Annotated in this window: 23 protein-coding genes and 2 pseudogenes; 7 read left to right on the top strand and 18 right to left on the bottom strand. The window is 70.8% G+C overall.

Annotated features, from left to right (window positions below; genetic code table 11):
• The first annotated feature begins 149 nt into the window (after positions 1-149).
• The 5 genes from ACGFNK_RS09485 (at position 150) to ACGFNK_RS09465 (ending at position 4714) form a co-directional block, all read left to right on the top strand.
• Positions 150-1175 (top strand): 2-hydroxyacid dehydrogenase, encoded by a 1026-nt coding sequence (locus tag ACGFNK_RS09485; RefSeq protein ID WP_393414397.1) that lies wholly within the window; start codon positions 150-152, stop codon positions 1173-1175.
• Between the two features lie 303 nt (positions 1176-1478).
• Entirely contained in the window at positions 1479-2384 is a 906-nt protein-coding gene (locus ACGFNK_RS09480; RefSeq protein ID WP_393413558.1) for a universal stress protein, read from the top strand.
• Between the two features lie 44 nt (positions 2385-2428).
• Entirely contained in the window at positions 2429-2629 is a 201-nt protein-coding gene (locus ACGFNK_RS09475) for a hypothetical protein (protein WP_393413556.1), read from the top strand.
• Between the two features lie 189 nt (positions 2630-2818).
• Complete coding sequence (locus tag ACGFNK_RS09470; RefSeq protein ID WP_393413554.1) at positions 2819-3727, top strand: universal stress protein; 909 nt, start codon at positions 2819-2821, stop codon at positions 3725-3727.
• A 63-nt stretch (positions 3728-3790) separates the two neighbouring features.
• Complete coding sequence (locus ACGFNK_RS09465) at positions 3791-4714, top strand: carbamate kinase (RefSeq protein WP_393413552.1); 924 nt, start codon at positions 3791-3793, stop codon at positions 4712-4714.
• Between the two features lie 95 nt (positions 4715-4809).
• Here the strand turns inward: ACGFNK_RS09465 and ACGFNK_RS09460 are convergent.
• Both ACGFNK_RS09460 and ACGFNK_RS09455 read right to left on the bottom strand, forming a co-directional pair.
• Positions 4810-4962 (bottom strand): annotated as a pseudogene (locus ACGFNK_RS09460) (helix-turn-helix domain-containing protein); the annotation flags it as partial.
• On the bottom strand, positions 4959-6011 hold the full coding sequence (locus tag ACGFNK_RS09455; RefSeq protein ID WP_393413550.1) for an aldo/keto reductase: 1053 nt from the start codon (positions 6009-6011) through the stop codon (positions 4959-4961). The pseudogene ACGFNK_RS09460 and the gene ACGFNK_RS09455, both read right to left, overlap by 4 nt.
• 104 nt (positions 6012-6115) lie before the next feature.
• Between ACGFNK_RS09455 and ACGFNK_RS09450 the strand changes: the two genes are divergently transcribed.
• The gene (locus tag ACGFNK_RS09450) at positions 6116-6745 is read left to right on the top strand and encodes a TetR/AcrR family transcriptional regulator C-terminal ligand-binding domain-containing protein (protein WP_386342325.1); all 630 of its coding nucleotides are present in this window, start codon (positions 6116-6118) and stop codon (positions 6743-6745) included.
• A 183-nt stretch (positions 6746-6928) separates the two neighbouring features.
• Here the strand turns inward: ACGFNK_RS09450 and ACGFNK_RS09445 are convergent.
• From ACGFNK_RS09445 to ACGFNK_RS09375, 15 genes and pseudogenes are all read right to left on the bottom strand, one after another.
• Positions 6929-7102 (bottom strand): annotated as a pseudogene (locus ACGFNK_RS09445) (tyrosine-type recombinase/integrase); the annotation flags it as partial.
• A complete protein-coding gene (locus ACGFNK_RS09440) occupies positions 7098-7784 on the bottom strand; it encodes an SDR family oxidoreductase (protein ID WP_393413548.1) in 687 nt (228 codons plus the stop codon). The pseudogene ACGFNK_RS09445 and the gene ACGFNK_RS09440, both read right to left, overlap by 5 nt.
• A complete protein-coding gene (locus ACGFNK_RS09435) occupies positions 7693-9426 on the bottom strand; it encodes an MFS transporter (protein WP_393413546.1) in 1734 nt (577 codons plus the stop codon). Before ACGFNK_RS09435 ends, ACGFNK_RS09440 begins: the two co-directional genes overlap by 92 nt.
• A complete protein-coding gene (locus ACGFNK_RS09430; RefSeq protein ID WP_393413544.1) occupies positions 9423-10838 on the bottom strand; it encodes an adenylosuccinate lyase family protein in 1416 nt (471 codons plus the stop codon). Before ACGFNK_RS09430 ends, ACGFNK_RS09435 begins: the two co-directional genes overlap by 4 nt.
• Positions 10839-10843: 5 nt before the next feature.
• Positions 10844-12817, bottom strand: coding sequence for an FAD/NAD(P)-binding protein (locus ACGFNK_RS09425; protein ID WP_393413542.1), 1974 nt, complete (start codon positions 12815-12817; stop codon positions 10844-10846).
• Positions 12814-13740 carry an NAD-dependent epimerase/dehydratase family protein gene (locus tag ACGFNK_RS09420; RefSeq protein ID WP_393413540.1) on the bottom strand — a complete coding sequence of 309 codons (927 nt, stop codon included), beginning with the start codon at positions 13738-13740 and terminating at the stop codon, positions 12814-12816. Before ACGFNK_RS09420 ends, ACGFNK_RS09425 begins: the two co-directional genes overlap by 4 nt.
• Before the next feature lie 3 nt (positions 13741-13743).
• A complete protein-coding gene (locus tag ACGFNK_RS09415) occupies positions 13744-14298 on the bottom strand; it encodes a hypothetical protein (RefSeq protein ID WP_393413538.1) in 555 nt (184 codons plus the stop codon).
• On the bottom strand, positions 14295-15977 hold the full coding sequence (locus ACGFNK_RS09410; protein WP_393413536.1) for a class I adenylate-forming enzyme family protein: 1683 nt from the start codon (positions 15975-15977) through the stop codon (positions 14295-14297). Before ACGFNK_RS09410 ends, ACGFNK_RS09415 begins: the two co-directional genes overlap by 4 nt.
• Positions 15964-16806, bottom strand: coding sequence for a hypothetical protein (locus ACGFNK_RS09405; protein ID WP_393413534.1), 843 nt, complete (start codon positions 16804-16806; stop codon positions 15964-15966). The genes ACGFNK_RS09410 and ACGFNK_RS09405 overlap by 14 nt, the downstream gene beginning before the upstream one ends.
• On the bottom strand, positions 16803-18032 hold the full coding sequence (locus ACGFNK_RS09400; RefSeq protein ID WP_393413532.1) for a beta-ketoacyl-[acyl-carrier-protein] synthase family protein: 1230 nt from the start codon (positions 18030-18032) through the stop codon (positions 16803-16805). Before ACGFNK_RS09400 ends, ACGFNK_RS09405 begins: the two co-directional genes overlap by 4 nt.
• Positions 18022-18333: an acyl carrier protein gene (locus ACGFNK_RS09395; RefSeq protein WP_393413530.1), complete on the bottom strand. Its 312-nt coding sequence runs from the start codon at positions 18331-18333 to the stop codon at positions 18022-18024. The genes ACGFNK_RS09400 and ACGFNK_RS09395 overlap by 11 nt, the downstream gene beginning before the upstream one ends.
• Positions 18330-18605, bottom strand: coding sequence for an acyl carrier protein (locus ACGFNK_RS09390; protein WP_386342343.1), 276 nt, complete (start codon positions 18603-18605; stop codon positions 18330-18332). The genes ACGFNK_RS09395 and ACGFNK_RS09390 overlap by 4 nt, the downstream gene beginning before the upstream one ends.
• Before the next feature lie 212 nt (positions 18606-18817).
• Positions 18818-20227 (bottom strand): class I adenylate-forming enzyme family protein, encoded by a 1410-nt coding sequence (locus ACGFNK_RS09385; RefSeq protein WP_393413528.1) that lies wholly within the window; start codon positions 20225-20227, stop codon positions 18818-18820.
• Positions 20227-21459: a 3-dehydroquinate synthase II family protein gene (locus tag ACGFNK_RS09380; protein WP_393413526.1), complete on the bottom strand. Its 1233-nt coding sequence runs from the start codon at positions 21457-21459 to the stop codon at positions 20227-20229. The genes ACGFNK_RS09385 and ACGFNK_RS09380 overlap by 1 nt, the downstream gene beginning before the upstream one ends.
• Positions 21456-22322 (bottom strand): 2-amino-3,7-dideoxy-D-threo-hept-6-ulosonate synthase, encoded by an 867-nt coding sequence (locus ACGFNK_RS09375; protein WP_393413524.1) that lies wholly within the window; start codon positions 22320-22322, stop codon positions 21456-21458. The genes ACGFNK_RS09380 and ACGFNK_RS09375 overlap by 4 nt, the downstream gene beginning before the upstream one ends.
• Positions 22323-22907: 585 nt before the next feature.
• Between ACGFNK_RS09375 and ACGFNK_RS09370 the strand changes: the two genes are divergently transcribed.
• A complete protein-coding gene (locus ACGFNK_RS09370) occupies positions 22908-24260 on the top strand; it encodes an MFS transporter (RefSeq protein ID WP_393413522.1) in 1353 nt (450 codons plus the stop codon).
• Between the two features lie 120 nt (positions 24261-24380).
• On the opposite strand, the gene ychF is transcribed toward ACGFNK_RS09370, so the two are convergent.
• Complete coding sequence (gene ychF / locus ACGFNK_RS09365; RefSeq protein WP_393413520.1) at positions 24381-25469, bottom strand: redox-regulated ATPase YchF; 1089 nt, start codon at positions 25467-25469, stop codon at positions 24381-24383.
• Between the last annotated feature and the right edge of the window lie 269 nt (positions 25470-25738).

Genomic DNA, 25738 nt, shown 5'->3' with positions numbered 1-25738 from the left:
AGACGGACGTGGACGGCACGGCGGGCCGACCAGGTACCACTGCGACCCCGCCCGGGCTTTGCCCTCGAGGTCCGTCGGGCCCTTTGGCCGTATCGCTGCGGCCATACGGTGGAGAGGTGATCAGCCGTCCCCATTGGGAGGAGAACCACGTGGAGATCGTCGCGTACGGCGTCCTCGCGGACGAACAGCCGCTGCTGCGGGATGCGTTCGACCGGGAGTTCGGCGCCGCGCATGAACTGCGCTGTCTGGGGCTGTTCTTGAACCGGGACACCGCCCCCATCGCGGCTGGGCACGAGGTGGTGCTCAGCAGCGTCAACGACACCCTGGACGCCGAGGTGCTGCGCGCGCTGGCCAAGGGCGGCACGAGGATGATCGCCCAGCGGTCCACCGGCTACAACAACATCGACCTGACGGCCGCCGAGGAGTTGGGGCTGACGGTGGCGCGGGTGTCGTACTACTCGCCGTACTCGGTGGCCGAGTTCGCCTGGGCGCTTGCGCTCGCCGTCGACCGGCGGGTCGTGCGGGCCGCGCACCGCACCCGGGAGTTCGACTTCCGGCTCGACGGGCTGATCGGCCGCGACCTGCACGGGCGGACCGCGGGGGTGGTGGGCACCGGGAAAATTGGGGCCGCGTTCGCGCGGATCGCGCACGGCTTCGGGATGCGGCTGCTGGGCTGGGACGTCGCCGAGAACCCCGGCTGCCTGGCCCTGGGCATGCAGTACGTCGAGAGGGAGCGGCTGTTCGCCGAGGCGGACCTGGTCAGCCTGCACGTACCGCTGCTGCCGGACACCCACCACCTCGTCGACGCCCGATCCCTGGCCCTGATGAAGGACGACGCGATCCTGGTCAACTCCAGCCGCGGGGGCCTCGTGGACACCGACGCACTGCTGGAGACGCTGCGCGCGGGACGGCTGAGCGGTGTCGGCCTGGACGTGTACGAGGAGGAGGCCGGCGTGTTCTTCCTCGACAAGTCCCTTGAGGTGATGACCGACGAACGCCTCGCCCGCCTGATGACCTTCAACAACGTCCTGGTCACCTCACACCAGGCGTACTTCACCCGGGACGCCGTCGGCCAGATCGCCGCCACCACCGTGGGCAACGTCGCGGACCACTTCGCCGGCCGTACCAGTGACAACACCCTCGTCCCCCGGTGCGAGACCGGCACGAGGCGGTGAGCGGACACCTTCCCGCACCGGGACAGCTGACGAGGCCGTCCGGGGCAGACTTCTGGTGCGAGGCGACCGGCCCCGGCCGTGGGGCCGAACGGCACCACCGGGGAAGCGCGCGGCGCCACGCCCCGTCCGGGACGTCCTGTGGCTGCCGCCTGTCCAACGGGCCCCGGGAAGAGGGCCGTTGCACGGCCCCGTGCCGGCCGGCCAACAGGGCCCACCGGCCCCGTTCGGGGACCTGCGGCCCCTGCACCGCCGGCCCGCGCACCACGACGCTGGAATTACATCCCCATTGAGGAGGCAGAAGCCATGGTCCGCACTGTTGTCGTAGGTCTCGACGGCTCGGCCGAGAGCCGTGCCGCCGCCGAGTGGGCGGCCCGTGAGGCGAAGCGGCGTTTCCTTCCGCTCAAGCTGGTCCATGTCTGGGAGGCGGTCCCCGCGCCCATGGCCCTGGCGCCGCTCCTCGGTGCCGAGACGCAGTCCGAAGGCTGGGGAAAGATCCCGCGCGAAGTGGTCGAAGAGCTCCGTCTGCGTCACCCCGGACTGGACGTAAGCGTGGAGCAGGTACCCGGTCAGCCCGCCGAGGTGCTGACTCGGGCGGCGAAGGACGCCGAGCTGTTGGCTCTCGGCTCCCGGGGGCTGAGCGGCATCGGAGGCTTCCTCGTCGGCTCCGTCGGCCAGGCCGTCGTGGCGCAGGCCGAGCAGCCGGTGGTCCTCGTGCGGGCCGGGGAGCAGGCCGCGGACGGGCATGTGATGGGTCCGTCCGCAGTCCCGTTCGCCAAGGACCTGTCCGGGCCCGTCGTCCTCGGGCTCGACACCGACCACCCCGATGACGCGCTGCTCACCTTCGCCTTCGAGGCGGCTGCCCGCCGTGTCACGGTCCTGCGGGTCGTCCACGCCTGGGACCTGCCGCCGTACTTCGCCTACGGCCTGCCCGCCGACCCCGAGCTCAACGCCGTGCTGGCCAAGCAGGACGCTGCCACGCTGGCCGAGGTGCTGCACCGCTGGAAGGAGAAGTACCCGGCCGTGCAGGTCGTTGAGGAATCCCGTTCCGGCAGTCCCGCCGCCCAGCTGGTCGACGCCTCCCGCGGGGCGTCCCTCGTCGTCGTCGGCCGCCGGATCCGCCGCGGCCCGCTCGGTGCGCACATCGGCCCCGTCACGCACGCCGTGCTGCACCACGCCACGGTTCCCGTCGCCGTCGTCGCGCACGACTGAACTCACTGCTCCTGAGGAGGAGCGGCTGGAAGGGGGTGTGCATCGTGGGTACGTCACTGACACCGGAGTTCTGGAGGCTGTTCGCGATCCTCCTGGTGATCTCCATGGCGGTCACCTATGTGCTCAGCGCCGCGCTCGACGCGCTGGCGCTACGGGCGCAACGGCGCCGCAGCCGTCGCCGGCCGACGGCCACGGGGACGACCGGGGGGTCGGCTCGACCGCAGAGGACTCTGGTCCGTCACTGAGCCACGCAAGTACGGAGGTACCGAGGTACAGGTACGGAGGTACGGAGGTACGGAGCGCAGCGTTGTGGGGCTGGGGTTGGGGCCGAATGGGTCCAGGAAGGGCCTGTACGGCCCCTGCGCACAAGGCGGTTTCTGCACAACGCTCGTACCAGAAGAGCAATACAGGCTCGGACGGAGGAGGTAGACAGCATGCTTCGGCACGTCACCGCGGGAGTTGACGGTTCCACCGAGAGTCTTGCGGCCGCGCACTGGGCGGCCCGGGAAGCCCTGCGTCGCGGAGCCTCGTTGAGGCTGGTGCACGCGTGGAAGTGGCACCCCCGCCCGGCCTCCTCCGTACCGGCAGGCACGAGCGAGCACGAGTGGGCCCAGCAGACCCTGGACCGAGCGGTCGGCAGCGTCCGTGCCGCTCACCCGGGACTGCAGATCGTCGACCAGCTGGTGGCCGACTCCGCGGTCGACGCCCTGCTCGCGGCGGCCGAGGAGGCGGAGCTGATGGTGCTCGGCTCCCGCGGGCTCAGCGGTGCCGTGGGGTTCCTGGTCGGCTCGGTGTCCCAGCGGGTCGTCGCCAGGTCGCCGCGCCCCGTCGTGCTCGTCCGCGCGGGCGAGACCTCCGCCGACGAACACCTTCCGGCACCTGACGGTGTCTCGCCGGAGGAGATCCCCGAGATCCCGTACCGCGATGTCGTTCTCGGGCTGGACACCCGGCGCCCCTGCGACGAGCTGATCGAGTTCGCCTTCGAGGCCGCCCGCCGCTACGGCTCCGTACTGCACGTGATCCACGCCTTCAGCGTTCCGTCGGCCGACGGCGCCGACCTGCACGCGGTCACAGGGGCCGGGCCGGAGTTCCTCGCGGCACAGGAACGCGCCGTCATCGCGACGCTGCGGCCGTGGTGCGAGAAGTTCCCCGGGATCTCCGTGACCGAGACCGTCTCCGAAGGCAGGGCGGCCACGGCACTGGTGCGCGCGTCGTCCGGAGCTTCCCTCGTCGTGGTGGGGCGCCGTACACGGGACAGCCACCTCGGCACGCACATCGGGCCCGTGACGCACGCGGCGTTGCACCACGTCAGCTGCCCCGTCGCCGTCGTACCGCACACCTGAACCGGCTCCCCGGACGCTTCCGTTCAAGGCCGTACCGCTCTCGCCACCCTGGAGGACCGAACCGTGCGCATCGTCATCGCCCTCGGCGGCAACGCCCTGCTGCGCCGGGGTGATCGCCCCGACGCGGCCGTGCAGCAGGCGAACATCGACCGGGTGGCCACCGCCGTCGCCGGCCTCGCCCTCGAACACGAGGTCGTCATCACCCATGGCAACGAGCCGCAGATCGGTCTCCTCGCCATGGAGAGCGCGGCCGACCCGGTCCTGACCACCCCCTGTCCGCTGGACCTCCTGGGCGCCCAGACCGAGGGCCTGATCGGCTCACTGCTTGTCCGAGCCCTGTACGACGCGCTGCCCGGCCACAAGATCGCCGCACTCGTCACCCACACCCTGGTACGGGCCGACGATCCGGCCTTCGCACGGCCTACGAAGCGCGTCGGCCCCGTGTACCCCCGGGACGTCGCCCGCTCCCTCGCACGAAGGGGCGGCTGGCACATCGCCAAGGACGCCACCGGGTGGCGTCAGGTCGTCGCGTCACCCGCGCCCGTGGGGATCGTCGAGACCGAGACCATCCACGACCTGCTCACCTGCGGCGTGCTGGTCATCTGCGCCGGCGGCGGAGGCGTCCCCGTCACCGCCGACAGCGACACCGGCGCCCTGCACGGAGTGGACGCGGTCATCGACAAGGACCTCACCGCGGCCCTGCTCGCCGAGGACCTCAAGGCCGACTTCCTGCTCATCCTCACCGACGTGCCGAACGTCTACACCGGCTACGGCACCTCCGACCAGCACCCCGTCCTGGACGCCACCCCGGACGACCTGCGCCGCGCCGGCTTCCCCGACTGCTCGATGGGACCCAAGACGGAGGCCGCGGCCCGGTTCGTCGAACGTACCGGCGGCCTGGCCGCGATCGGTGCCCTCGACGCGGCGTACGAGATCGTCCACGGCAGATCGGGAACGCTCGTCCGCCCCGACCTTGCCATCGGCTGAACTCCGTCGACGCCGGGCTGCCCCCGCCCGGCATCGCCATGAGGCGGGCGCACGATGATGCGACTGTCGTCGGACTGTGCGACCAGTTCGGTGAGGGGGACGCCGAGTCCGTCGGCAGTGCGGGCAAGGACGACGACCGTGGGCGCCTTCTGGCCGCGCTCGACGGAGGACAGCATGCTCACGCTCACCTCTGCAGCCTCTGCCAGCTGCTGAAGAGCTGCACTCCAGCTACTTGATGCCGCTGTCATACAGCAGGCGGAGGCCCGACAACTGCTGGGCTGAGACGGGCGAAGCCTTCCTGGCGCTGGTAGGGGAAGTACGGGTAGGGCGCAGTCTTGCTGCTCGCCGCATCGAGTTTCGCCAACTGGTCGGGCGTGAGCGTCCAGCCGACGGCGCCGAGGTTCTGGCGAAGTTGCTTCTCGTTGCGGGCGCCGATGATGACGGAGGAGACGGTCGGACGCTGCAGCAGCCAGTTGATGGCGATTTGCGGAATGGTTTTGCCGGTCTCCTGCGCGATCTCGTCGAGGGCGTCGACCACGCGGTAGAGGTGTTCATCCTCGACCGGCGGGCCATAGTCCGCGGTGCGGTGCAGTCGACTGTTGACCGGTAGCGGCTGGTCGCGGCGGACTTTGCCGGTGAGCCGTCCCCAGCCGAGAGGGCTCCAGACGAGGGCTCCGAGGCCCTGATCCAACCCGAGGGGCATCAGCTCCCATTCGTAGTCGCGGCCGATGAGGGAGTAGTAGACCTGATGTGCGACATAGCGCGGGTGGCCGTACTCCTCCGCGATCGCGAGGGACTTCATCGCCTGCCACCCGGAGAAGTTGGAGATGCCGAGGTAACGGATCTTTCCTGCTCGTACGAGAGTGTCGAGTGTGGACAGGACTTCCTCGATCGGCGTTCCGGCGTCAAAGGCGTGCAGCTGGAACAGGTCGATGTAGTCGGTGCCGAGCCGGCGCAGGGCGTCCTCGCATGCGGTGATCAGGCGCGAACGGGAGGAGCCCGCATCGCCTGGGCCGTCGCCCATCGGCAGGCTGGTCTTGGTGGACACGATCACCTGGTCCCTGCGGCCTTTGATCGCTTCGCCCAGGACCTCCTCCGAGGCGCCGCCGGAGTAGACGTCGGCGGTGTCGAACATCGTGATCCCGGCATCGAGACAGATGTCCACAAGGCGGCGCGCTTCTTGCGCATCGGTGTTGCCCCAGGCGCCGAACAGCGGTCCTTGGCCGCCGAAGGTGCCGGCGCCGAAGCTCAGCGCGGGGACCTTGAGGCCGGACGCACCCAGCCGCCTGTATTCCATGACTGTTCCTCTCTCGCCGACCATCCTGGCTAACGGTCCTGTAGTTCCGTTAACGTGTGCTCAACGTAGCAGGCGTAGGCGATTAACGAAACTGGAGTCCCGTTATGGGCTTTGAGAGTGCGGATCCGGGAACCGTCCGTCCCGGAGGGCGCACGGCGCGGGTGCGGGCGGCGGTGCTGCAAGCGGCTGGGGACGCCTTGGCGGAACAGGGCTTTGCCCACCTGGACCTCGCCGACATCGCGCGCCGTGCCGAGGTGGGCAAGACCACCGTCTACCGCCGCTGGGGAACCGTGACCAGCCTGGTGGCCGACTTGCTGCTGGACATGGCCGAGCAGTCACTGCCACGGACCGAAACCGGCTCGCTGCTCGGTGATCTCAAGGCCAACGCCCGGCTCGTGCAGCGCACCTTGGCCGACCCGCGGCAGGGAGCGCTGTTCAAGGCAGTGATAGCGGCCGCCACCTGCGAGGCGAAGACGGCCGAGGCCCTGCACCGCTTCTACGACATCCGCGTCAAGGAGTGGGCACCGTGCGTCCAGCAGGCCATCGACCGGGCCGAGGTGCCTGAGGGCACCGATGTCCACGAGGTGATCCGTGCCGTCTCCGCCCCCCTCTACTACCGTCTGCTGACCAGCGGCGAGAGTCTCGACGAAGCCGCCGCGGACCGGGCCGCCGAGGCCGCCGCAGCTGCGGCGCGCGCGGGCGTATATCTGCGGGGCGAAGGAGGTCTTGCGTAACCGGCTTCCCGCATCCTTCGCCGGGATGCGGTCGGGTCCCGCGGCACCCGGGATCGGGATCCGCCGACCAGCGTGCTCGATCACCGCGAACACATACAGCCGCGTCCCGGACGGGGCACTCAGCCGTAGGGCGCCCCGCATGATCTCCCGGCAACGGCTCCAGGCCCCGGGCGCGAGGTGTCCATACACGTCGACGGTTGTCTTGATCGACCAGTGTCCGAGCCAGTGGGAGACCTCGTGGATCGGGATGCCGTTGGCGAGCGCTGTTGAGGCGAAGAGGTGGCGGAGGCAGTGGGGGGTGCACTTCGGCTTGCCGTCCGCTGTGGCGAGCCGGGCGTGCGTCGCTCCCGTCTCAATGGCCGAGCCCGGCGCCTCCGTCGACCGGGATCACGGCGCCACGCACATATCCGGCACCGGCCAGGAACGCCACCACGTCGGCGACCTCTTCGGGCCGGGCGAGGCGTCCGGCCGGGGTCTGGCGGAGCAAGTCGTGGCGCTGCTCCTCGGTGAGCGCTCGGCTCATGTCCGTCTCGGTCAGACCGGGCGCCACCACATTGCAGGTGATGTCCCGGGGGCCGAGTTCATGGGTCAGCGACCGGGCGAAACCGACCAGCCCCGCCTTCGCCGCCGCATAGTTGGTCTGTCCGGCAGCTCCGTGCAGCGCCGCCGTGGAGGAGATCAGCACGATACGGCCGTGGCCTTCGCGGAGCATCCCGCGCATCGCGCGCCGGGCAGCCCGGAAGGCACCTGTGAGGTTGGTGTCGACGACGGAGGTGAAGTCCTCCTCACTCATCCGCACCAGCAGACGGTCGTGGGTGGCGCCCGCGTTCGCGACCAGAACGGTGACGGGCCCGTGGGCGGCCTCGGCCTCCTTGAAGGCCTGGTCCACCTGCTGACTGTCCGTCACATCGCAGCGTACGGCGAGGAGTCCCTCGGAGGCTGGGGGTTCAGCGCCCCGGTAGGTCACCGTGACCCGGTCCCCCGCCCTCGCGAAGTGGCGTGCCGTGGCCAGCCCGATCCCCCTGTTCCCCCCGGTCACCAGAACCGACCGAGCCGGTGCCTGTCCCATCGTCCCCTCCGTTCCTCTTCCACTGTCCCTGTGCTTTCTCCGCTTCCGACGTGCCTGTTCCGCTGTTCCCGCTGTGGACGTCCCGCGCGCGCAGCCCGACGACGGACACGGCGAACCCGACGAGGGCCAGTACGGCGGTCCAGAACGTGGCCGCGTACATCGCCTCGAGGAAGGCACGGTCGGCCGTGGCCGCCAGTTCCGGCAGACGCAGCGAGCCGGCCAGCGAGCGCGCCGCCTCGGCCGAGGTCCGGGCCTGCTCTTCGGCGCCCGCCGTCAACCCCTGTGCGTCACCCGGCAGTTCGGCGTCCGCCATCCGCGCCCGGTACACCCCGGAGAGGACCGAGCCGGCCATCGCCACCCCGAGCGTCCCGCCCACCTGCCGTGTGACGCTGTTGACGGCCGATCCGGCGCCCGCGAGATGCGGCGGCACCCCGCTCATCATCACGGCCGTGACCGGCGTACCGACCAGCCCCATCCCGAACCCCTGCACCCACAGCAGCGCGGCGACGGTCAGGACGGGGGTCCGTCCGTCGAACCACAGATAACCGACGTACGTGGCGGCCGTGGCCAGGACTCCGGCCGCGACCGTCCGCCGGGCCGACAGCAGCCGGCTCATCGCCGGGGAGGCCTGGCTGCCCAGGACGATGCCGACCGCGGCGGCGATCATCACGGTTCCGGCGTCGGCGGGGGAGAGGCCGCGGGGCCCCTGGAGATAGAAGGCCGCGTAGAACAGATGCCCTGCCAGCGCCATGAACGCGATCAGCAGCACCACACTCCCGGCGGTGAACCCGGGCTGCCGGAACAGCCGCAGGTCCAGGCTGGGCGCCGGGGACCTGCGCTGACCGGCCACGAAGGCGGTGAGCAGTGCGCCGCCCAGGAGCAGAGGGAGGAGGACGTGCAGGCCGTACCAGGTCCGTCCGTTGCCGAGCTCGATGATCCCGTAAACCACGCCGCCGAGACCGAGCACCGACAGGCCCATCCCCGGCAGGTCGAGCACCCGGCGCCGGGGACCTTTCAGTTCGGGTACGACGGCCACCACCCCGGCCAGACACAGGGCCACGATCGGCACGTTGACCAGGAACACCGAACCCCACCAGAAATGGCTGAGCAACGCCCCGCCCACGACCGGGCCGACGGCCACGCCCAGACCGCTGGACGAGCTCCAGATCGCTATCGCCCGGGTGCGTTTCTCCTCCGGAGTGCTCTGCACGATGACCGACAGAGTCGCGGGCATCAGCAGCGCACTGCCCGCGCCCATGAAGGCCCGCGCCACGATCAGCCAGGCCGGGCTCCCGGCGAACGCCCCGGCGCCGGAGGCCGCGCCGAACAGTGCCAGACCGGCGATGAGGGTGGTGCGGGGGCCGAACCGGTCGGCCAGCGCGCCGCCCGCGAAGAGGGTGCCGGCGAAGACCAGGGTGTAGGCGCTCGCCACCCACTCCAGTTCGGCGGGGCTCGCGCCCAGGCCCTGGTCCGGGTCGGCGAGGGTCGTGACGGCGACGTTGAGGACCGAGGTGTCCAGCCAGATCAGCATCTGGGCGCAGACCACGACCACCAGGACGGGCCACGACCGGGACGGCGCGGCCTTCTCTTCCGTCGGGCTCACGGTGCTCATCGGATGCCTCCGTCGTCCGTGGTGTCGCCGAGGTGCCCGTATCCGCGCAGCGCCCGGTCGACCAGCGCGTCGGCGGCACCCGTGTAGCGGGCCGGGTCGAGCAGCTCGGACAGCTGGTCGGCGGTGAGCCGGGCCGCCACCTCGGGATGGCCGGACAGCACCTCGCCGATCGTGCGCCCGGTGTCGGCGGCCTCGGCCGAGGCGGCGGTCAGCAGCTTCTTCGCCCGTACCTTGCCGAACACCGGGGCGAGCGCCACCGTCAGCCGTTCGGTGACGATGGCGCCGCCGGTCAGTTCAAGATTGGCGAGCATCCGTTCGGGGTGCACGATCAGCCCCTCCGCGAGTTCGACGGCCGTGTGCGTGGCCCCGCCCGCCAGCCGCAGCGCCTCCCGCAGCGGCTGCCACTCCGCGTGCCACGCCCCGGCGGGCCGCTCGTCCTCGGCGAGCATGCACTGGGCCAGTACGAGGGCGTGGGCGGGCACTTGACGGGCCGCCGCCACGATCAGCGTGGCGAGCGCGGGGTTGCGCTTCTGTGGCATCGCCGAAGAGGCCCCGCGTCCCGCGGCTGCGGGCTCGGACACCTCGCCGATCTCGGTACGGGACAGCGTCTGCACATCGAGCGCGAACTTCCCGAGCGCTCCGGTGACCAGCTGAAGCACCGCGCCCAGTTCGGCGATCGGAGTGCGCACGGTGTGCCACGGCAGCACCGGCTCCGCCAGCCCCAGTGCCTCGGCGAAGGGGGCGAGCAGTTCCACGCCGCCCTCGCCCACCCCGCCGTCCAAGGCCGCGTACTCGCGGTACGCGGCCAGGGTGCCTGCCGCGCCGCCGAGTTGGGCCGGCAGCGCGGACGCGACCGTACGGACCCGGGCCAGGGCGTCGGCGACGAGTTGGAGCCAGCCCGCTGCCTTGAGGCCGAAAGTGGTGGGCACCGCGTGCTGGGCCAGGGTGCGCCCGGCCAGGACGGTGTGGCGGTGGGTGTCGGCGAGCGCGGCCAGGGCGGCGCCGGTGCGTTCCAGGTCGGCGGCCATCAGGCCGAGCACCCGGCGGGCGACCAGCATGGCCGCCGAGTCGAGGATGTCCTGGCTGGTCGACCCGCGGTGCACGTACTCGGCGGCTGCCGCGTCCCTGGCGACGACCACCTCGGTGAAGGCGCTCACCAGCGCGACGACCGGGTTGGCCGCGGCCCGGGCCGCATGGGCCAGGGCGACCAGGTCAAGGCGGTCCGCGCGGGCCACGGAGGCGATCGCCTCCACCGCGGCGGCGGGCGTCAGCCCGACGGCGTGCTGGGCCCGGGCCAGCGCCACTTCGGCGTCCAGCATCGCCTGCAGCCATGCCTCGTCGGTCACCTCGGCCGCGACGGGCGTGCCCGCCCAGGTCGGGGCGAGCAGGCCCGCGTCGGTGCCCACGGACATCCCGTTCACGCTCTTCGGCCCCCTGCGCCTGGTATCTGACGTACGGTCAAAATGTTGGCGGGCAAGGCCACTTCATTCCCCGTCACCCGCAGAGCCGCCCGCGCGATCGCGTCCGAGTCCTCCAGCGTCACCGAGCCGACGCCCGGCCTGATGCCGACCGCCGTCACCCAGCGCACGCCCTCCGTCGGCACCCCGAAGGCGAACCGGCGCGGATGCGCCCGGCCCGCCGCGTCCACAAGCCGGGGCGGGCTCCCTGTCACCGCGAGTCCACCCGTCTCCCAGCCGGTCAGCCGGTACGGGCCGCACTGGCCGGCCGTCAGCAGCCCCCGCAGCAGCGGATTCGTGCTCCGCCGCAGATCGACAACGGGCAACCGCGCCTCGATCAGTGCGCTCACCAGCACCTCAGGCGCGGACACCAGCTCCGCGTCCACGAGGAAACCGCCTTCGCGTGCCGAGGGCCGCACCCGCATCCGGGGACCGACCATATGCAGCACCTCGGCCTCGATCAGCGCGATCAGCTGCTCGATCCGGAAAGCGGGCGGACCGATCGAGGTGAACGCGTTCAACGGCGTGTACCAGCCGTCCAGTTCGGCACGGTACGACTCACCGGAGACACCGCCGTGGTCGACCACCAGCCGGATCTCGTTGCGCAGATCCCGCAGGGCGTCCAGCGCGGCCTTCAGCGGCCCGCTCACATTGCCCAGCCGGGCCTCGGCGACATCCCGCCGCAGGTGGTCCAGCAGCCAGTGCCGGAAGTCGCCCCGGCCGGCGAAGATCCGCTCGCTGTACGGACGCTCGATCCGCTGCCAGTCCCACCGCTCACCGGGCGGCACCGCGTACCGGTCGAGCAGGGCCACTTCCCCGGCCCCGGCCAGACAGGACCGTACGAACTCGTCGGCGGCCCCAGGCCCGTGGGCGGCCAGGATCCACGCCTCGTGGTAGACGGTGCGGACCTCCCGGTCGATCAGCGGCCAGATGTCACTGCGAAAGGTGACGGGCTGCCCGCCGTCCGCCAGCCGCCGCAGCCCGGCGATGACCTCCGGGGTGAGGAACCGGGGGTGGTGGCGGCCGAGTGCACCCTTCTCGTTCTCGCCCCGGGCGTGGTACGGCACACCGCGCCGCGAACCGGCGTACAGGACCGGCTCGTTGCCGCTCGGGAGGTACACGAGTCCGGACTGGCTCTCCTTGAACGTGCCGCCGCGGCCCTCGGTGAGCAGCGCCAGTTGGTCGAAGAAGTTCAGCCCAAGACCGCGCAGCGCCACCCGCGTGCCCGGCGGGATGCCGCTCAGATCGGCGTCGGCCGGGTTGGCGGGACCCACATAGGCCAGGCCGTGCCGGTCGGCGAAGGAGCGCAGCTCCCGTTCCTCCTGGCTCGGGGTCAGCTCCCCGTGGCCGAGCGCCAGGACCACCGCGTCCACCCGGGACAGCAGGCCGCCGCCCTCCAGTGTCACCGTCTGCCGCCCGTCCGGGGCGTCGTCCAGCGCGACCGCGGTCGCCCGGTGCGTGTGGACCGTCACTCGGGGAGTGGCTGTGCGTAAAAGGTGCCGGAACACCCACTTCAGGTAGTGGCCGTGGAATGCCCGGGTCGGGTAGGTGTCCGGGCCGAGCCGCCGCGCCTCGTCCAGGACCCGGTCCGGGCAGCCCTCGGCGAACGCTCCCTGGCTGACCATGCGCGCCCACTCGTACAGGCTGGGCCCCGGCACCGACGGCCCCACGCAGTCCACGCTGTCGTCGGTGAACAAGGTCACCTGAGAGGCGACCGTGTTCATCAGAAGCTCGCCCGGCTGGTCGGTACGCCACACCGCGCCCGCGCCGGGCGGGTACGGGTCGACGAGGTGGACCACGACCGGACCGGTGGTCCCGGCGGTGCCGTCGGCGTTGGCGCAGATCCGCTCCAGGACCGAGAGCCCGCGTGGACCGGCACCGATCACACAGATGACGAGGGCGTCACCGGGCCCGCTCTGTGCAGGCTCGGTCATTCCCCGCCCAGCCCGTCGCGCCAGCTCGGCCGCAGCGGCTTCCAGCCCAGCGCCGCACGGGCCCGGTCGTTCGCCGCCCCGTGCGCCGCGGTGAGCTGGTGGGCCATGAACCAGCCGAGCAGCCGGGGCGCCATCGCCGCCGGAACCGTGCGCGGGGGCGGGCCGCCCAGCGTGCGGGCGTAGAGCGGCAGCCACTGAGCGGCCGGGGCCGGGTCGTCGTCCGTCACGTGGAAGACCCCGGTGGCATCCGACTCCACGGCCGCCACCGCGGCCCCCACGGCGTCCTCCACATGCAGGAACGACATGATCCCGGAGCCGCCCTCGGGCAGCGGAAGCTTCCCGGCCAGCACCCGCTGCCCGGTCCCGCCGTCACGGGCGTACGCGGTCCCGGCGCCGTACAGCGTGCCGTACCGCAACACCGCGCCCGCGAGGTCCGGACCGCCGCCCAGGACCAGCCGCTCCAGCTCGGCGACGGCCCGTACGGTGGCGGCCCAGCCCGGGTCGGGGGCGTCCACGTACAGCTGCGCGTCCTCGTCGAGGACCGGATCCCCGGCCGGGGCGGCGGCGAAGGCGATGGACTGCGCGACCAGCCGCCGCGCACCGGCCGCCCGGGCCGCCGCGACCAGGTTGGCGGTGCCCTCGGTACGCAGCCGCGCGGTCTGCGCGAAGGCCCCCGCGGGGTCGTCGCGCAGCAGCCGCAACGCCGACATCTGGTGGACGACCACCTCGGGCCGGGCGGCCGACACCGCCGCCAGCAGGGTCTGACGGTCCAGGGCGTCGGCGACCACGACCGCGTCCGCCTCCGGGGCCCCGGCCCGGGACTCCTGACGTACCAGCGCGCTCACCTGGTGTCCTCGCGCCCGCAGCGCGCCCACCAGCGGATGTCCGACCACTCCGGTGGCCCCGGCGACCAGCACCCGCACGGTTCAGCCCTCCCCACCGGAAGTGACAGGAGTGGCGACCCGCATCAGCAGGCGGCACGCCTTGTCCCCGTCCCGCAGACAGCTCTCGGCCCGGTTCTCCGTCAGGGTCACGCCGAGTCCCTCGGACCAGCCCGCGTGGATGTCGGTGCACGGGCACCGGTAGCCCTCCAGCGAACCGGACATCCGCACCATCGTGATGGCGAAGTTCCGCCGCAAGGTGAGCACGATCAGGTCGTCACCCTCCACCTCGGTGGAGGCGTTGCGCAGTTCCGGCGGAAACATGCGGTCGCCGCAGTCGTTGTACCGGCGGCGCAGCTCCTCCAGGTCCTTGCCGCTGTCACCGGTGTCCGGGAGCGCGCCGCTCCGGCGTGCGACCTGCTGCGCGACCTTGAGGGCGACCTTGCGCATCGCCTCGGCGTTGATCTCGTTCGCGGCCTGCTGCCCGAACCGTGCGGCCACCCCCTGGTACCAGTTGGCATCGTGCTGCCACCACAGCCGGTACGCTTCCGACGCCCGGGCGCGGTGGTTGACTTCGCCGGCACCCGTTTCCGTACTCATGCCTGCTCCTTGGCGGCGAACCGGTCGCGCATCACTCGTTTGAGGACCTTGCCGGTGGCGCCCTTGGCCACGTCGTCGGGCTTCATCCGCAGGGCCCGGGTCACCGGGGGGAATCCGGCTCCCGCCAAGGCGGCGTTGACCCGCCCGGTCCACGCCTCGTCGCCGTCACCGCCGTCATCACCACCGTCGTCACCGCTGTGCTCCTCCGACAGCTGGAGCAGTGCGTACGCCTCGGCTTCTCCGTCGCCGTCCCAGTCGGCTCGTACGCCTTCGGGGGCGACCCCGACGACGGTGCAGTCGGCCAGTTCGGGCAGCTCCCGGAGCAGCAGTTCCTCGGTACGGGTGCTGAACAGGATTCCCTTCCGGGTCCGGATGGCGTCCGGCGCCCGGTCGAGGTGGTAGAAGTTGCCCTGCTCGTCCTGGTGGGCGAGGTCCCCGGTGAGCCAGTAGCCGCCCAGCCGCATCCGGTTCCAGGTCAGCGAGTCGTTCCAGTAACCGGGTGTGAGCGTCGGCGACTTCAGCCCGAGGCGGCCGATCTCCCCGGGCGGCAGCGGGGTGCCGTCCTCGGCGAGCACGGCGGCCTCGGCGAAGCTGATCGGCCTGCCGACACAGCGCGAGTAGGCCGACGTGTCCTTGGTGTGCCGGTTGTGGAAGACCGAGTAGCCGGCCTCCGACGAGCCGAGCCCGTCCACGAAGACCGAGCCCTCGACCCGCGTGCGGCGCAGATCCTTGCCGATCTTCACGTGGCTGCCGTACGGCACCAGGGCCCGGATGTGTGCCTCGTGCGCCGCGTCCCCGGTGTTGAACCACACCTGCACGCTGGACAGGTCACGGTCCGCCAGGTCCTCCGCGGCCATCTCGCCGAAGGTCCCGGCGAAGGCCAGCACCGTCGTCGGGCGGAATTCCTCGATGGCGTCCAGCACATCGGTGCCGCGCTGGCTGGAGAGCAGCTTGATGTCCGTGCGCAGCAGCAGGCAGTACAGCAGCGTCGCCACCATGGCGTTGTGCGCGCCCGGCAGTCCCACCAGGGTGCGCTCCATGTCGGTCCCGGTGGAGTAGCGGAGCCGGTGCACCTGGGCGTACATCAGTGTCCGGTGAGTGTGCGGCACGCCCTTGGGCATACCGGTGGTGCCGGAGGAGTGCGAGATGAGCACCGGATCGGTCGGGTCGTGCCGGTACGGGGAGGACGTCGGCAGCAACTCGCGGTGCTCCGGCCGGATTTCGGCAGCTGTGACGCAGAAGCCGAGCCCCGGCCCGGACAGCACTTCATGGTGCTCCCGGTCCGTGAACGCGCCCACTGCGCCCTGTCTGCGCACGTACTCCCGGGCGATCTCCGGAGCCAGGTTGCCGTTCACGAACGACGGGATGGCGCCGAGGGCCGTCAGCGCCAGGAAGTTCACCGCGAACTCGGCGCTGGAGTGGCTGTGCACGGCGACCGGGTCTCGGGGCCTCACACCCTGGCCGGCGTACCAGCCCGCATACGTCTCGACCACCTCGTGCAGCTGCCCGAGCGTCAGCACCTCGGGACGGCTGCCGTCCGGCGCCTGCCAGCTGCCGTCCGTCCGCAGCACGGGCTCGTCGAGCGGGCGGCCGTACGCCTTCAGGCGCTCCAGGACGTTGCCGGCGCCGAGTTCGGTGTCGGAGCAGATCCGTGCCCGCTCCTGCCTACTGATGAGCATGGTTCTCCGTCTCGTTCCTTGCTTCGGTGCCGGCGGTGAGGATGAAGGCGGGCAACTGGGGCTCGGTCACCAGGAGGTGGCTGCCGCCGTCCCGCAGCAGTCGCCGGTGGGCGGCGGCCAGGTCGAGCAGACCCTGGATGCTTCCGGGATGCCCGGCCGCCCCTGTGTCGTCGGCGTCGTACGCCTCGGCCGACCGGACCGACACCGGTGCCTCGCCTCCGGGACGGCCCAGCAGCACGGCCGCCGCCAGGCCGACGGTTTCGGGCAGGTCCGGGACCGGGCGGCCGCTGTCGGCCGCCAGTTCCCGGTACGCGGCGGCCAGACGCTCGCCGCCACCCAGCTCCACGCCCAGCACCAGGACCCGGTCCAGCTCCGGGTCCTCCAGCAGCAGATCGGCCATGGCCAGCAGTTCGGCCACCGGGTCGTCGAGGGTGGAGAGGCTGAACATCTGCCCGGTGATCCCGAACTCCTGGCTCGTATAGCCCAGTACAGCATTGGCGGTGGCCTGCATGAACAGCAGCGGGTTGTGGACCCGCCCGGAGACCATGCGCCGGCTGGCCAGGTCCGCCGTGGTGGTGTCCCCCATCAGAGTGGCCAGCGCCACGGCGGTGCGTGAGCCGTCCCCGGGCCGTTCGGTCAGGCACTGCCTGCTGACCTCGTACGCCAGCGGGCTGAAGGCCGACTCCACGAAGCCGGGCAGCCTCGGCAGCGGGATGTCTGTGTTGTCAGCGTGGTCCGCGTGGTCCTCGGACCGCCCGGTGCCGTGGGTCGCGGTGGCGGTCGCGAGGATGCCGAGGGGCGAGCGGAGTACCGTCTTCTCGGTCGTCATGGCCGCTCCAGCACGAGTGCGGTGTTGGCGCCCCCGAAGGCGGCGTTGATGGTGAGGGCCCGGCGCGGGTCGGCCTGGCGCGGCTGGTTCGGTACGTAGTCCAGGTCGCATTCGGGGTCCGGCCGGCCGTATCCGGCGGTCGGCGGCAGTACGCCGTCCATCAGGGCCAGCATCGTGATCACGAACTCCACGACGCCCGCCGCCTCCAGGAGGTGGCCCGTGGTGCTCTTGGTGGAGCTGACCGGTATCGACTCGGCCCGCTCCGGAAAGGCGGCCCGCAGTCCACGGGTCTCGGCCCCGTCGTTGTACTTGGTGCCGGTGCCGTGGGCGTTGACATAGCCGAGGGCGGCCCCGTCCGGGTCCCCTGCGAGTCGCAGTGCCTGCCGCGCCGCGCGTGCGAGGCCGACACCTTCCGGGTGCGGCTGGGCGATGTGGTGTGCGTCCGTGGCCGCGCCCCAGCCTGCGATGGTCGTCAGCGGCCGGGCACCGCGGCGCCGGGCGTGCTCGGCGGACTCCAGCACGACGGCCGCCACCCCGTCGCCCAGCAGCAGTCCACTGCGGTCGGCGCTGAACGGGCGCACCATGCCGTCGCGGGACAGTGCCCGGCCGGAGTCGAACTTGCCGAAGGTCTCCTCCTCCACCAGGTATCCGCCCGCGCAGACCGCCGTATCGATCCGGCCGGAGGAGATCAGCCGGCACGCGTGGATGATCGCGGCGGCGGAGGCGACACAGGCATTGGTGAAGGTGAGCCGCGGCCCGGTGAGCCCGAGGCCGTCGGCCAGCAACTCGGCGAGGTGCGCGGGTACGGCGTCGGCGTTCCGGCTCGTTGCGCCGTCCGGGCCGTCCGGGCCGTCCGGGTCGCCTGCGCCGTCCGGGACGGGCTTTGGCGACGGGGAGTCGGCGGCGGTTCGCCAGTAACGGGTGATGCTGGTGTGGTCCCCGGCGACGCCGAGCAGGACCGCCGCCTCCGTGCCCGGGTTCAGGCCGGCCATGTCGAGGGCTTCCGCGCCGCACTGGGCGAGCGCGTGCCGCAGCGCCCAGTCCTCGACCGCGTCGGGTCCGTCCGGGGCGGCGGCCGCCATCGGCGTACGGTACGGGCCGGTGTCGAACCTCGTGGTGGGCCTGAACAAAGGGACTCCCGCGAAGACCCCGCGCCGGAGGGCCTCGGTGCCCGTACCGAACGCGGTGCGTACGCCGAAACCGGTCACCGTCACCTCACCGGTCATCGCGGCCGCCCCCCTCCGCCCGGTCCGCCTGGGCGGCGCGCAGAAACCCGGTGAGCCGCCGGAGCGAGGTCAGCCCGGCGATGTCCTCGTCGGTGGGCTCCACGATCAGGCCATAGCGCTCCTCGACCACGTGCAGCAGCCACACCAACCCGAGGGAGTCCAGGACCAGTTCGGCGTCCTCGCCGAGGTCGTCGGGCAGCCCGGGGAAGATCTTGCGGTCCGACAGCAGCTCCCGGACGGTGTCGGTGGTGATGGCGGACAGCGAGGAGTCCGCGTCGCTCGCCGTGGCTCCCGCGCTCATGCCTTCGCACCGCGTCGGACGACCTCGGCGACGAGTCCGCCGAGGGTCAGGGAGGCGAGGGGCTCGATGTCGGTGTCCGGGATCTCCACGCCGAACCGCGACTCCAGCCGCAAGGTGAGCTCGATGAGGCTCAGTGAGTCCACATCCAGCCCGCCGACGGTCACCGGGCTCTCGTCCGTGAGTCCTTCGCGGCTCGGCAGGATGTTCATCTCGTCGATGACCGCGGTCAGGACGAACTCGCGGATCTCGTCTTCCAAGGTTGATGTACTCATGATCAGAATCTCCATTGAATGGTTGAGCGCCCCGAAGGGGCGTGAGGCTGCGACGTAGTGCGGCTCCGCCGAGTGGGCGCGCCCCTTCATGCCGGCGCCAGAGGGACGCGCCCCTTCAGGGGCGCGGGGCTGTGTCATTTGCGGCTCCGCCGCGTGGGCGCGACCAGCCACAACGGACCCGCAGACACCAAACAACCGGCACTACCCCCGGCTCACCCAGCGGAGCGCAACGCATCCGCGTGGCGGACCAGCTTTCCGTTGGACGTGCGGGGCAGGGACTCCAGGAGCCGGACCACCCGTGGCAGCTTGTAGTCGGCCAGACGCTCCCGGCACCAGCGCAGCAGCTCTTCGGCGGAGGGGGGCTCATACCCGGCGGCCACCGTGACATACGCCTCGGTCATGCCCTCGTGGACCAGGACCGCCTGCTCGACCGCCGGGTGCTCGCGGATCACGTTCTCGACCTCGGTGAGGTCCACCTTGAGCCCGCCGATCACGACGAGGGAGTCGGCACGGCCGTGCAACCGGACTGCTCCGGTGCCGTCCACCCTGGCCCGGTCGCGGGTGTGCAGCCAGCCGTCCGCGTACTGGGTGCCGCCCGAGTCGAAGAGGTACGGCGACTCATCGAGGGCGACGTCGAGTTCGCCCTCGTGCTCCCGCAGCACCACACCCGGTGCGGCCCGGCCGACCGACCGTCGCAGCGTGCCGCCGACGTCGATGGCGACGATGCCGGTCTCCGTGGTCCCGTACGCCTCGCCGACCGGTACGCCATAGCGTTCGGCGAACCGCGCCGCGCTCTGCGGGGGCATCATCTCGCCGCCCGACACCGCGATCCGCAGGTCGGGCAGTTCGGTGGGATCGACGGCGGCGGCCAGCAGTTCGTAGTGCATCGGCACCCCGAAGACGGCGGTGATCCGGTGGTCCACCGCGGTCCGCAGCAGATCGCGGGCCGAGACCCGGGGTGCGAAGACCACGGAGACACCGGCCGCCAGCGAGTGCAGCAGCCCGCCGACCAGGCCGAAGCTGTGCGCCGTCGAACTGAGCAGCAGCAGCCGGTCGCCCTCGCCCGGCATGCCGGGAACCGCGGCGAACGCCTCCACCTCGGCGGCGAGCGAGCGGGCGGTCCTGCCGATCACCTTCGGCCGCCCGGTGGAGCCCGAGCTGAACTGGACCAGCCGGTGCCCGGTGGTGGCGGCCCGGCCGGTGCCACGGCGCTCGGTGACGACCTCGTACTCGGGCCGGAAACCGAACGTTGCCCGGACGTTGACACCGGCGCTGACCATGAACTGCGGCCGGCAGGACGCGCAGAGCGCCTCCACCTCGGCCGGTTTGAGCCTGAAGTCGAAGAGCAGCACCTGGGCGCCCAGCCGCCAGAGCGCGAGCAGCACCTCGACCTGAGTGAAGCTGGGCGGCGTCCGCAGGCCCACCGTGCTGCCCGGCCCGATGCCGTATCCGGCGAAGACCGCGGCCTGCTTGGCGACCCGTTCCCGCAACTCGCCCCGGCTGACGGTCTCCTGCTGATGCGTCAGGTACGGCAGGCCGTCGTCCCGCGCGTCGAACAGCCGCTGGATGAAAGGGCCCATCTCGTCGTCCGCGTCATCCACGAGGTCCACGAGCTCGCCCATCAGACCTCCTTGCAGAACTCGCCGATCGGCAGGCCCACATGGCGCTTGTCCTGGGCCAGATAGCCGAGCAGCTCGTCACCGGTCTGCAGTTCGGTGACGTTGAGGACCTTCCCTCCCGGGCCGAGCACCCGTACGTGCCAGTCGTCCTGCACCGTCAGGCTGACCAGCTGTCCGTCCTCGGCGTGGGTGCGGATCTCGAGGAGCGGCCGGGATTCGAGTTTGGCCCGGCCGACCACGACCCGCCGCGTTCGACCGTCGGCGCCGACCGCCAGCAGGGCGCTGCCGGAGCCGACCTCACTCAGGTAGCTGGTGCGGTTGTCGGGCCCCAGCGTGTACGAGTGCAGAGCACCGGCGTTGACCCGGAACGGCCTGGTCGGCATGTACGGCAGCGGGTGGGTCTCGCTGCAGCAGAGCACGAACCCGGAGGAGTACGAGCCGACGAGGATGCCCTCGTCCTCATCGAAGTGCGAGCAAGTGTCCACGCAGACGCGGTCGCCGAGCCCGACGTGCCGGATACTCTCCACGGTCAGCGTGGACAGCTCCAGCTGGGGTGTAGTGGCCTCCAGCAGCCGTGCCAGCGCGAACACCTCGTCGGCGCCGCGGGGCGCGTAGAGGATGCCGTCCGAGCCGCGCTCAAGGACGTCGAAGACAATCGCAGCCTCTTCCAGGTCGTCGACGACGGTCACCAGCTTGCCGTCGGCGGAGTCTGCTGCGGCGAGCACGATCTCCAGAGGGATCTTGGTCGGGTCGGCGAAGTGGATGACGGTGTACGGCAGCGCCACGGCGCCCGCGCACGACAGTTGCAGCGTGCGGTCGTCCCGTACGTCGATGAGGCCGACGGCGGGCGTGCCACCGGCGGCACGGTTGTCGGCGGCGAGCGCGTCCAGCTCGTCCTGGGTGCTGAACTGCCGCAGCAGGATGTCGATTCCGGCTCCGGCCGGGGAGGTGGCGGCGGCTGAGGAAGTGGCGTCGACCGCGGACTTCGCCTCCTTGGCGCCCTTGGCGTCCTTCGTGCCCCCGGTGCCCTGCACCTCCTTGTCGCCCGGCTTCTTCGAGCCGGCCGTGGCCGGACTCGCGGGGACCAGCACCCGGGTGATGGTCGGGGGCAGCGTCCCGAGCAGCTCGGCATCGGTGGCCAGCACCCCGGCCATCCGGGTGTGGATGGCCGCGTCCACCACCGCCTGGAGCTGCGGCCGTGGGACTTCACGGAGATCGATCCACGCGAACCTCATGCGACACCTGCCACGATCGTCGAGTAATGAGTCATGCCCATGCCATCTGTCATTCCGTCTGGATGCGTCGCCTGCCCGGTGTCCCCCGGCGTGGTGCCGTCCGCGCCGCGGCCGTGCACGACCGCGGCGAGCCCGGCCACCAGAGAGGCGGGCGAGGGGGCCGAAAAGATCCGGCGACCGACGGCCAGCCCCTGACAGCCGGAGGCCATCACCGCGGTGCCGTACTCGATGAGGTCGGAGCCGTCCGGCGGCCCTCCGGCCGCCAGGACGGGGATAGGACTGTGGGCCACCACCTCGGCCATCCGGTCGAGCGGCAGGGCGACAGAGGTCTTCACCATGTCGGCACCCAGGTCTGCGGCGACATTGACCAGATGTGCGAGGAGGGCGGGATCGCGCGGGTTCTCGATCCGGGGGCCCCGCGGGTAGATCATCGCGATCAGCGGCATGCCCCAGTCATCGCAGGAGCGGGCCACCGCCCCCAGATCCGCGAGCTGCCGGCCCTCGGTGTCCGAGCCGATGTTCACATGGACGCTGACCGCGTCCGCGCCGAGCCGCAGTGCCTCCTCGACGTCGCCGACCAGCACCTTGGCATCGACATCGGCGGAGCAGGCGGTGCTGGCACTCAGGTGCACCACCAGCGCGCAGCTCTTGATGACCTCCGGTGCGAGGGCACGGGCACGTCCCTTGTGGACGATGATCCCGTCGGCCCCGCCGGCGACCAGCGCCCGCAACAGATCGTCCCATTGGCCGGCGGGGACGAGGGGGCCGTCCGACACGCTGTGGTCGAGCGGGACGAACAGGTACCGGTCATCACCCGCCAACGACAGTCTTCGTATACGCAATGGCTTGCCAGTTTTCAGCATGGATAATGCGCCTCCCCAGCCCAAAGGCTGCATGGCAAAGGTCCGGCAGCGGCTTCGATTGGACACTTCAGAAAGTCGAACAGCATCATTCCGTTTGGGGTCCCGGTGTCCGAAAAACGAGGGTCGTAGAACTTTCAAGTTCGACCCCGCGTAAGCATTCATGGGTGATCCCCGGTTGGCAAGGTGTGATCCCCGGTGAATTTCCATGCCATCGGCCGCATGAATATTGACAGCGAATTGACAGGAATGACGGGGTTGACGGCGCCGAGGTGTGGTGTTCGTGGGGGCTTTGTGCAGTAAATCGCCAGAAGGTGGGTGCAGTGTGCTGTATGCGCGCTGAGGCGGCCTCCCCCTGCTCGCAGCCGCATCGAGCCCTATTTGTTGGTGCCACGTGTCAATGGTGCTTATTCTTTCGCGGATCCCGGCGGCCTTGTTCGGTAAATCGGACGAGGCGGCATCCTTGTTGAAATTGAATTCCCGGGATTAGGGTGACAGGCGCACTCCGGTTCGTGTTACATGCGAGGCCGTCCCCCACCTGGCCCCGGACCGTTCCTCCGCTCCGGGCGTACCGGAAGTGATCCCCCCATGCCCGATTCAACGTCCAAGACCGTTCCCGAGACCGCCGGCCCCAGACCGGCCGCGGCACCATCGGCGGCAGCGAAGGGCGAGGCGTCGCGGGTCGCCGTCGCGAGCCTGGTCGGCACCACGATCGAGTACTACGACTTCGCCGTGTACGGCACTGCCGCCGCGCTCGTCCTCGGCCCCGCCTTCTTCCCCTCCGGCAATGCCACCGCTTCTTCCCTGGCCGCGTTCCTCACGTTCGCCGCGGCCTTCCTGTCCCGCCCCCTCGGCGTCGTACTGTTCGGGACGATCGGTGACCGCCTGGGCCGCCGACAGGCCCTGGTCACTTCCCTCTTACTGATGGGCGTGGCAACGGTCGGCGTCGGTCTGCTCCCCACGTACGAGACCGCCGGACTCCTCGCTCCCGTACTGCTGGTGACGCTGCGGCTGCTGCAAGGCGTGAGCATGGGCGGCGAATGGGGCGGGGCGGTGCTGCTTGCCGCGGAGCACGCGCCGCCCGGACGCCGTGCGCTGTACGCGTCCATCCCCAATGTCGGCCCATCGCTCGGCTTCCTGCTGTCCAGCGCCGTCATCCTGCCCACCCTGCACATCGCCGGCCGGGACGGCTTCACGAACGGCGCCTGGCGGATCCCGTTCCTGCTCAGCACCGTGCTGGTCGTGATCGGGCTGTGGGTGCGCACGACTGTCTCCGAGTCCCCTGTGTTCAGTTCTCCGGCTCGCCGTACGGCACAGGCACCGGCGTCCCGCTTTCCGCTCGGTGCACTCCTCAGACAGCACCCCGGCCGGCTGCTGCTCGGTATCGGCGCGGCGATCGGCGGCTCGGCCGTCTACTACCTGACGATCGTCTACAGCATCTCGTACGGGCCGAAGTCGCTCGGCATTCCCCAGAACACGATGCTGACGGCCGCGAGCATCGGCGCGGCGGCCGGAATCGCCATCACCCTCCCCGTCGCCAGGCTGGCCGACCGGATCGGCCGCCGCCCGGTGATGCTGACCGGAGCCGCCGGCTGTGTGGTGTGGGCCGTGCCGATGTACGCCTCGCTGAGTTCGCGCAACGCCCTGGTGATCACCGGCGCCTACACCGTCGGACTCATGCTGCTCGCGCTGATGTTCTCCCCGGTGGCGGCCTTCCTCGCCGAGCTGTTCCCCGCCAGGCTGCGCTACACCGGAGCCTCCGCGGCCTTCATCCTCGCGAACACCCTCGGCGGCGGCTTCGCCCCGCTCGTCGCCACCTGGCTGAACAGCCATTGGGAGTCACCGCTCGTCCTCGGCTTCTACACCGGCGGGCTCTGCCTGCTGAGTCTCCTGTGCCTGCTTGCCCTGCCGGAGACCCGCGACCACGAATTCGACGCCTGACTGGCTGACGGTTCGTATATCTGACCCACCCAGGCCGGTTTCCGCCGCAGAACCGCATGCACCGGAGTGCTCCTTCCAGCAAGCGGAAACCCGGCCCGCACTCAACTACTCGAGGTGAAGCTAGACGTTGAAGCGGAACTCCACCACGTCCCCATCCCGCATCACATACTCCTTGCCCTCCATACGCGCCTTCCCCTTGGCGCGCGCCTCGGCGACCGAGCCCATCTCCACCAGTTCCTCGAAGGAGATGATCTCCGCCTTGATGAAGCCCTTCTGGAAGTCGGTGTGGATGACGCCGGCGGCCTCGGGGGCTGTGGCGCCCTTCTTGATGGTCCAGGCGCGGGATTCTTTGGGGCCGGCCGTGAGGTAGGTCTGGAGACCGAGGGTGTTGAAGCCGACTCGGGCGAGTGTGGCGAGGCCGGGTTCTTCGGCGCCGACGGACTGGAGGAGTTCCAGGGCGTCCTCCTCGTCGAGTTCGGCGAGGTCCGCCTCCAGCTTGGCGTTGAGGAAGATCGCCTCGCCGGGGGCGACCAGGGCGCGCTGCTCGGCCTTGAAGGTCTCGTCGGTCAGTTCGTCCTCGTCGACATTGAAGACGTACAGGAAAGGCTTGGTGGTCAGCAGGTGCAGGTCGTGGAGCAGGGCTTCCTGGTCCGAGTCCTGCTTGATGCCCGCCGCGAACAGGGTCTGACCGGCGTCCAGGATCTCCTTGGCCGCCTCGACCGCGGCCACCTTCGGCGCGACGTCCTTCTTGACCCGCGACTCCTTCTGCAGGCGCGGCAGGACTTTCTCGATGGTCTGCAGGTCCGCGAGGATCAGCTCGGTGTTGATCGTCTCGATGTCGTCCTTCGGCGAGATCTTGCCGTCGACGTGTACGACGTCCTCGTCCCTGAAGGCACGGATGACCTGGCAGATCGCGTCGGACTCACGGATGTTCGCCAGGAACTTGTTGCCCAGTCCCTCGCCCTCGCTCGCGCCGCGCACGATGCCCGCGATGTCGACGAAGTCGACGGTGGCGGGGAGGATCTTCTGCGAACCGAAGATCTCGGCCAGCTTCGTCAGCCGGGCGTCGGGGACGCCGACCACGCCGACGTTCGGCTCGATCGTGGCGAACGGGTAGTTGGCCGCCAGCACGTCGTTCTTGGTCAGGGCGTTGAACAGGGTCGACTTGCCGACATTCGGCAGACCGACGATTCCGATCGTGAGCGACACGTTGCGACTTCCCGTAACTGAGGTTGGAGGAGACCCGGGCGGACCGATCCACCAGTCTACGGCGTGCGGATCCCCGGACCGGCGACGTATCGAACGCATGGCCAAGGTCGATCAAAGCGCGTGTCCCGGCAGCCATTCCACACATAAACCGACCTAAGTTGGACCAGTGGAGCAACACAGGACGCGTCCCCCTCAATCCCGGCCCCAGCCGCGGCCTCCGTCGCGACCGCGAAGCGGCCCGCCCGTTCCCCCGCAGGCCGCGCGCGGCC

This window comes from Streptomyces sp. NPDC048825 (assembly GCF_043198355.1).
Taxonomy (GTDB): domain Bacteria; phylum Actinomycetota; class Actinomycetes; order Streptomycetales; family Streptomycetaceae; genus Streptomyces; species Streptomyces xiangluensis.
This window is presented reverse-complemented; position numbering and strand designations above follow the sequence as displayed.

Bases quoted from the DNA above. Each gene is read 5' to 3' on its own strand.
- ACGFNK_RS09480 (WP_393413558.1), top strand. From the start codon at position 1,479: ATGGTCCGCACTGTTGTCGTAGGTCTCGACGGCTCGGCCGAGAGCCGT.
- ACGFNK_RS09470 (WP_393413554.1), top strand. From the start codon at position 2,819: ATGCTTCGGCACGTCACCGCGGGAGTTGACGGTTCCACCGAGAGTCTT.
- ACGFNK_RS09455 (WP_393413550.1), bottom strand. From the start codon at position 6,011: ATGGAATACAGGCGGCTGGGTGCGTCCGGCCTCAAGGTCCCCGCGCTG.
- ACGFNK_RS09450 (WP_386342325.1), top strand. From the start codon at position 6,116: ATGGGCTTTGAGAGTGCGGATCCGGGAACCGTCCGTCCCGGAGGGCGC.
- ACGFNK_RS09435 (WP_393413546.1), bottom strand. From the start codon at position 9,426: ATGAGCACCGTGAGCCCGACGGAAGAGAAGGCCGCGCCGTCCCGGTCG.
- ACGFNK_RS09430 (WP_393413544.1), bottom strand. From the start codon at position 10,838: ATGTCCGTGGGCACCGACGCGGGCCTGCTCGCCCCGACCTGGGCGGGC.
- ACGFNK_RS09425 (WP_393413542.1), bottom strand. From the start codon at position 12,817: ATGACCGAGCCTGCACAGAGCGGGCCCGGTGACGCCCTCGTCATCTGT.
- ACGFNK_RS09415 (WP_393413538.1), bottom strand. From the start codon at position 14,298: ATGAGTACGGAAACGGGTGCCGGCGAAGTCAACCACCGCGCCCGGGCG.
- ACGFNK_RS09410 (WP_393413536.1), bottom strand. From the start codon at position 15,977: ATGCTCATCAGTAGGCAGGAGCGGGCACGGATCTGCTCCGACACCGAA.
- ACGFNK_RS09405 (WP_393413534.1), bottom strand. From the start codon at position 16,806: ATGACGACCGAGAAGACGGTACTCCGCTCGCCCCTCGGCATCCTCGCG.
- ACGFNK_RS09400 (WP_393413532.1), bottom strand. From the start codon at position 18,032: ATGACCGGTGAGGTGACGGTGACCGGTTTCGGCGTACGCACCGCGTTC.
- ACGFNK_RS09395 (WP_393413530.1), bottom strand. From the start codon at position 18,333: ATGAGCGCGGGAGCCACGGCGAGCGACGCGGACTCCTCGCTGTCCGCC.
- ACGFNK_RS09390 (WP_386342343.1), bottom strand. From the start codon at position 18,605: ATGAGTACATCAACCTTGGAAGACGAGATCCGCGAGTTCGTCCTGACC.
- ACGFNK_RS09385 (WP_393413528.1), bottom strand. From the start codon at position 20,227: ATGGGCGAGCTCGTGGACCTCGTGGATGACGCGGACGACGAGATGGGC.
- ACGFNK_RS09380 (WP_393413526.1), bottom strand. From the start codon at position 21,459: ATGAGGTTCGCGTGGATCGATCTCCGTGAAGTCCCACGGCCGCAGCTC.
- ACGFNK_RS09375 (WP_393413524.1), bottom strand. From the start codon at position 22,322: ATGCTGAAAACTGGCAAGCCATTGCGTATACGAAGACTGTCGTTGGCG.
- ACGFNK_RS09370 (WP_393413522.1), top strand. From the start codon at position 22,908: ATGCCCGATTCAACGTCCAAGACCGTTCCCGAGACCGCCGGCCCCAGA.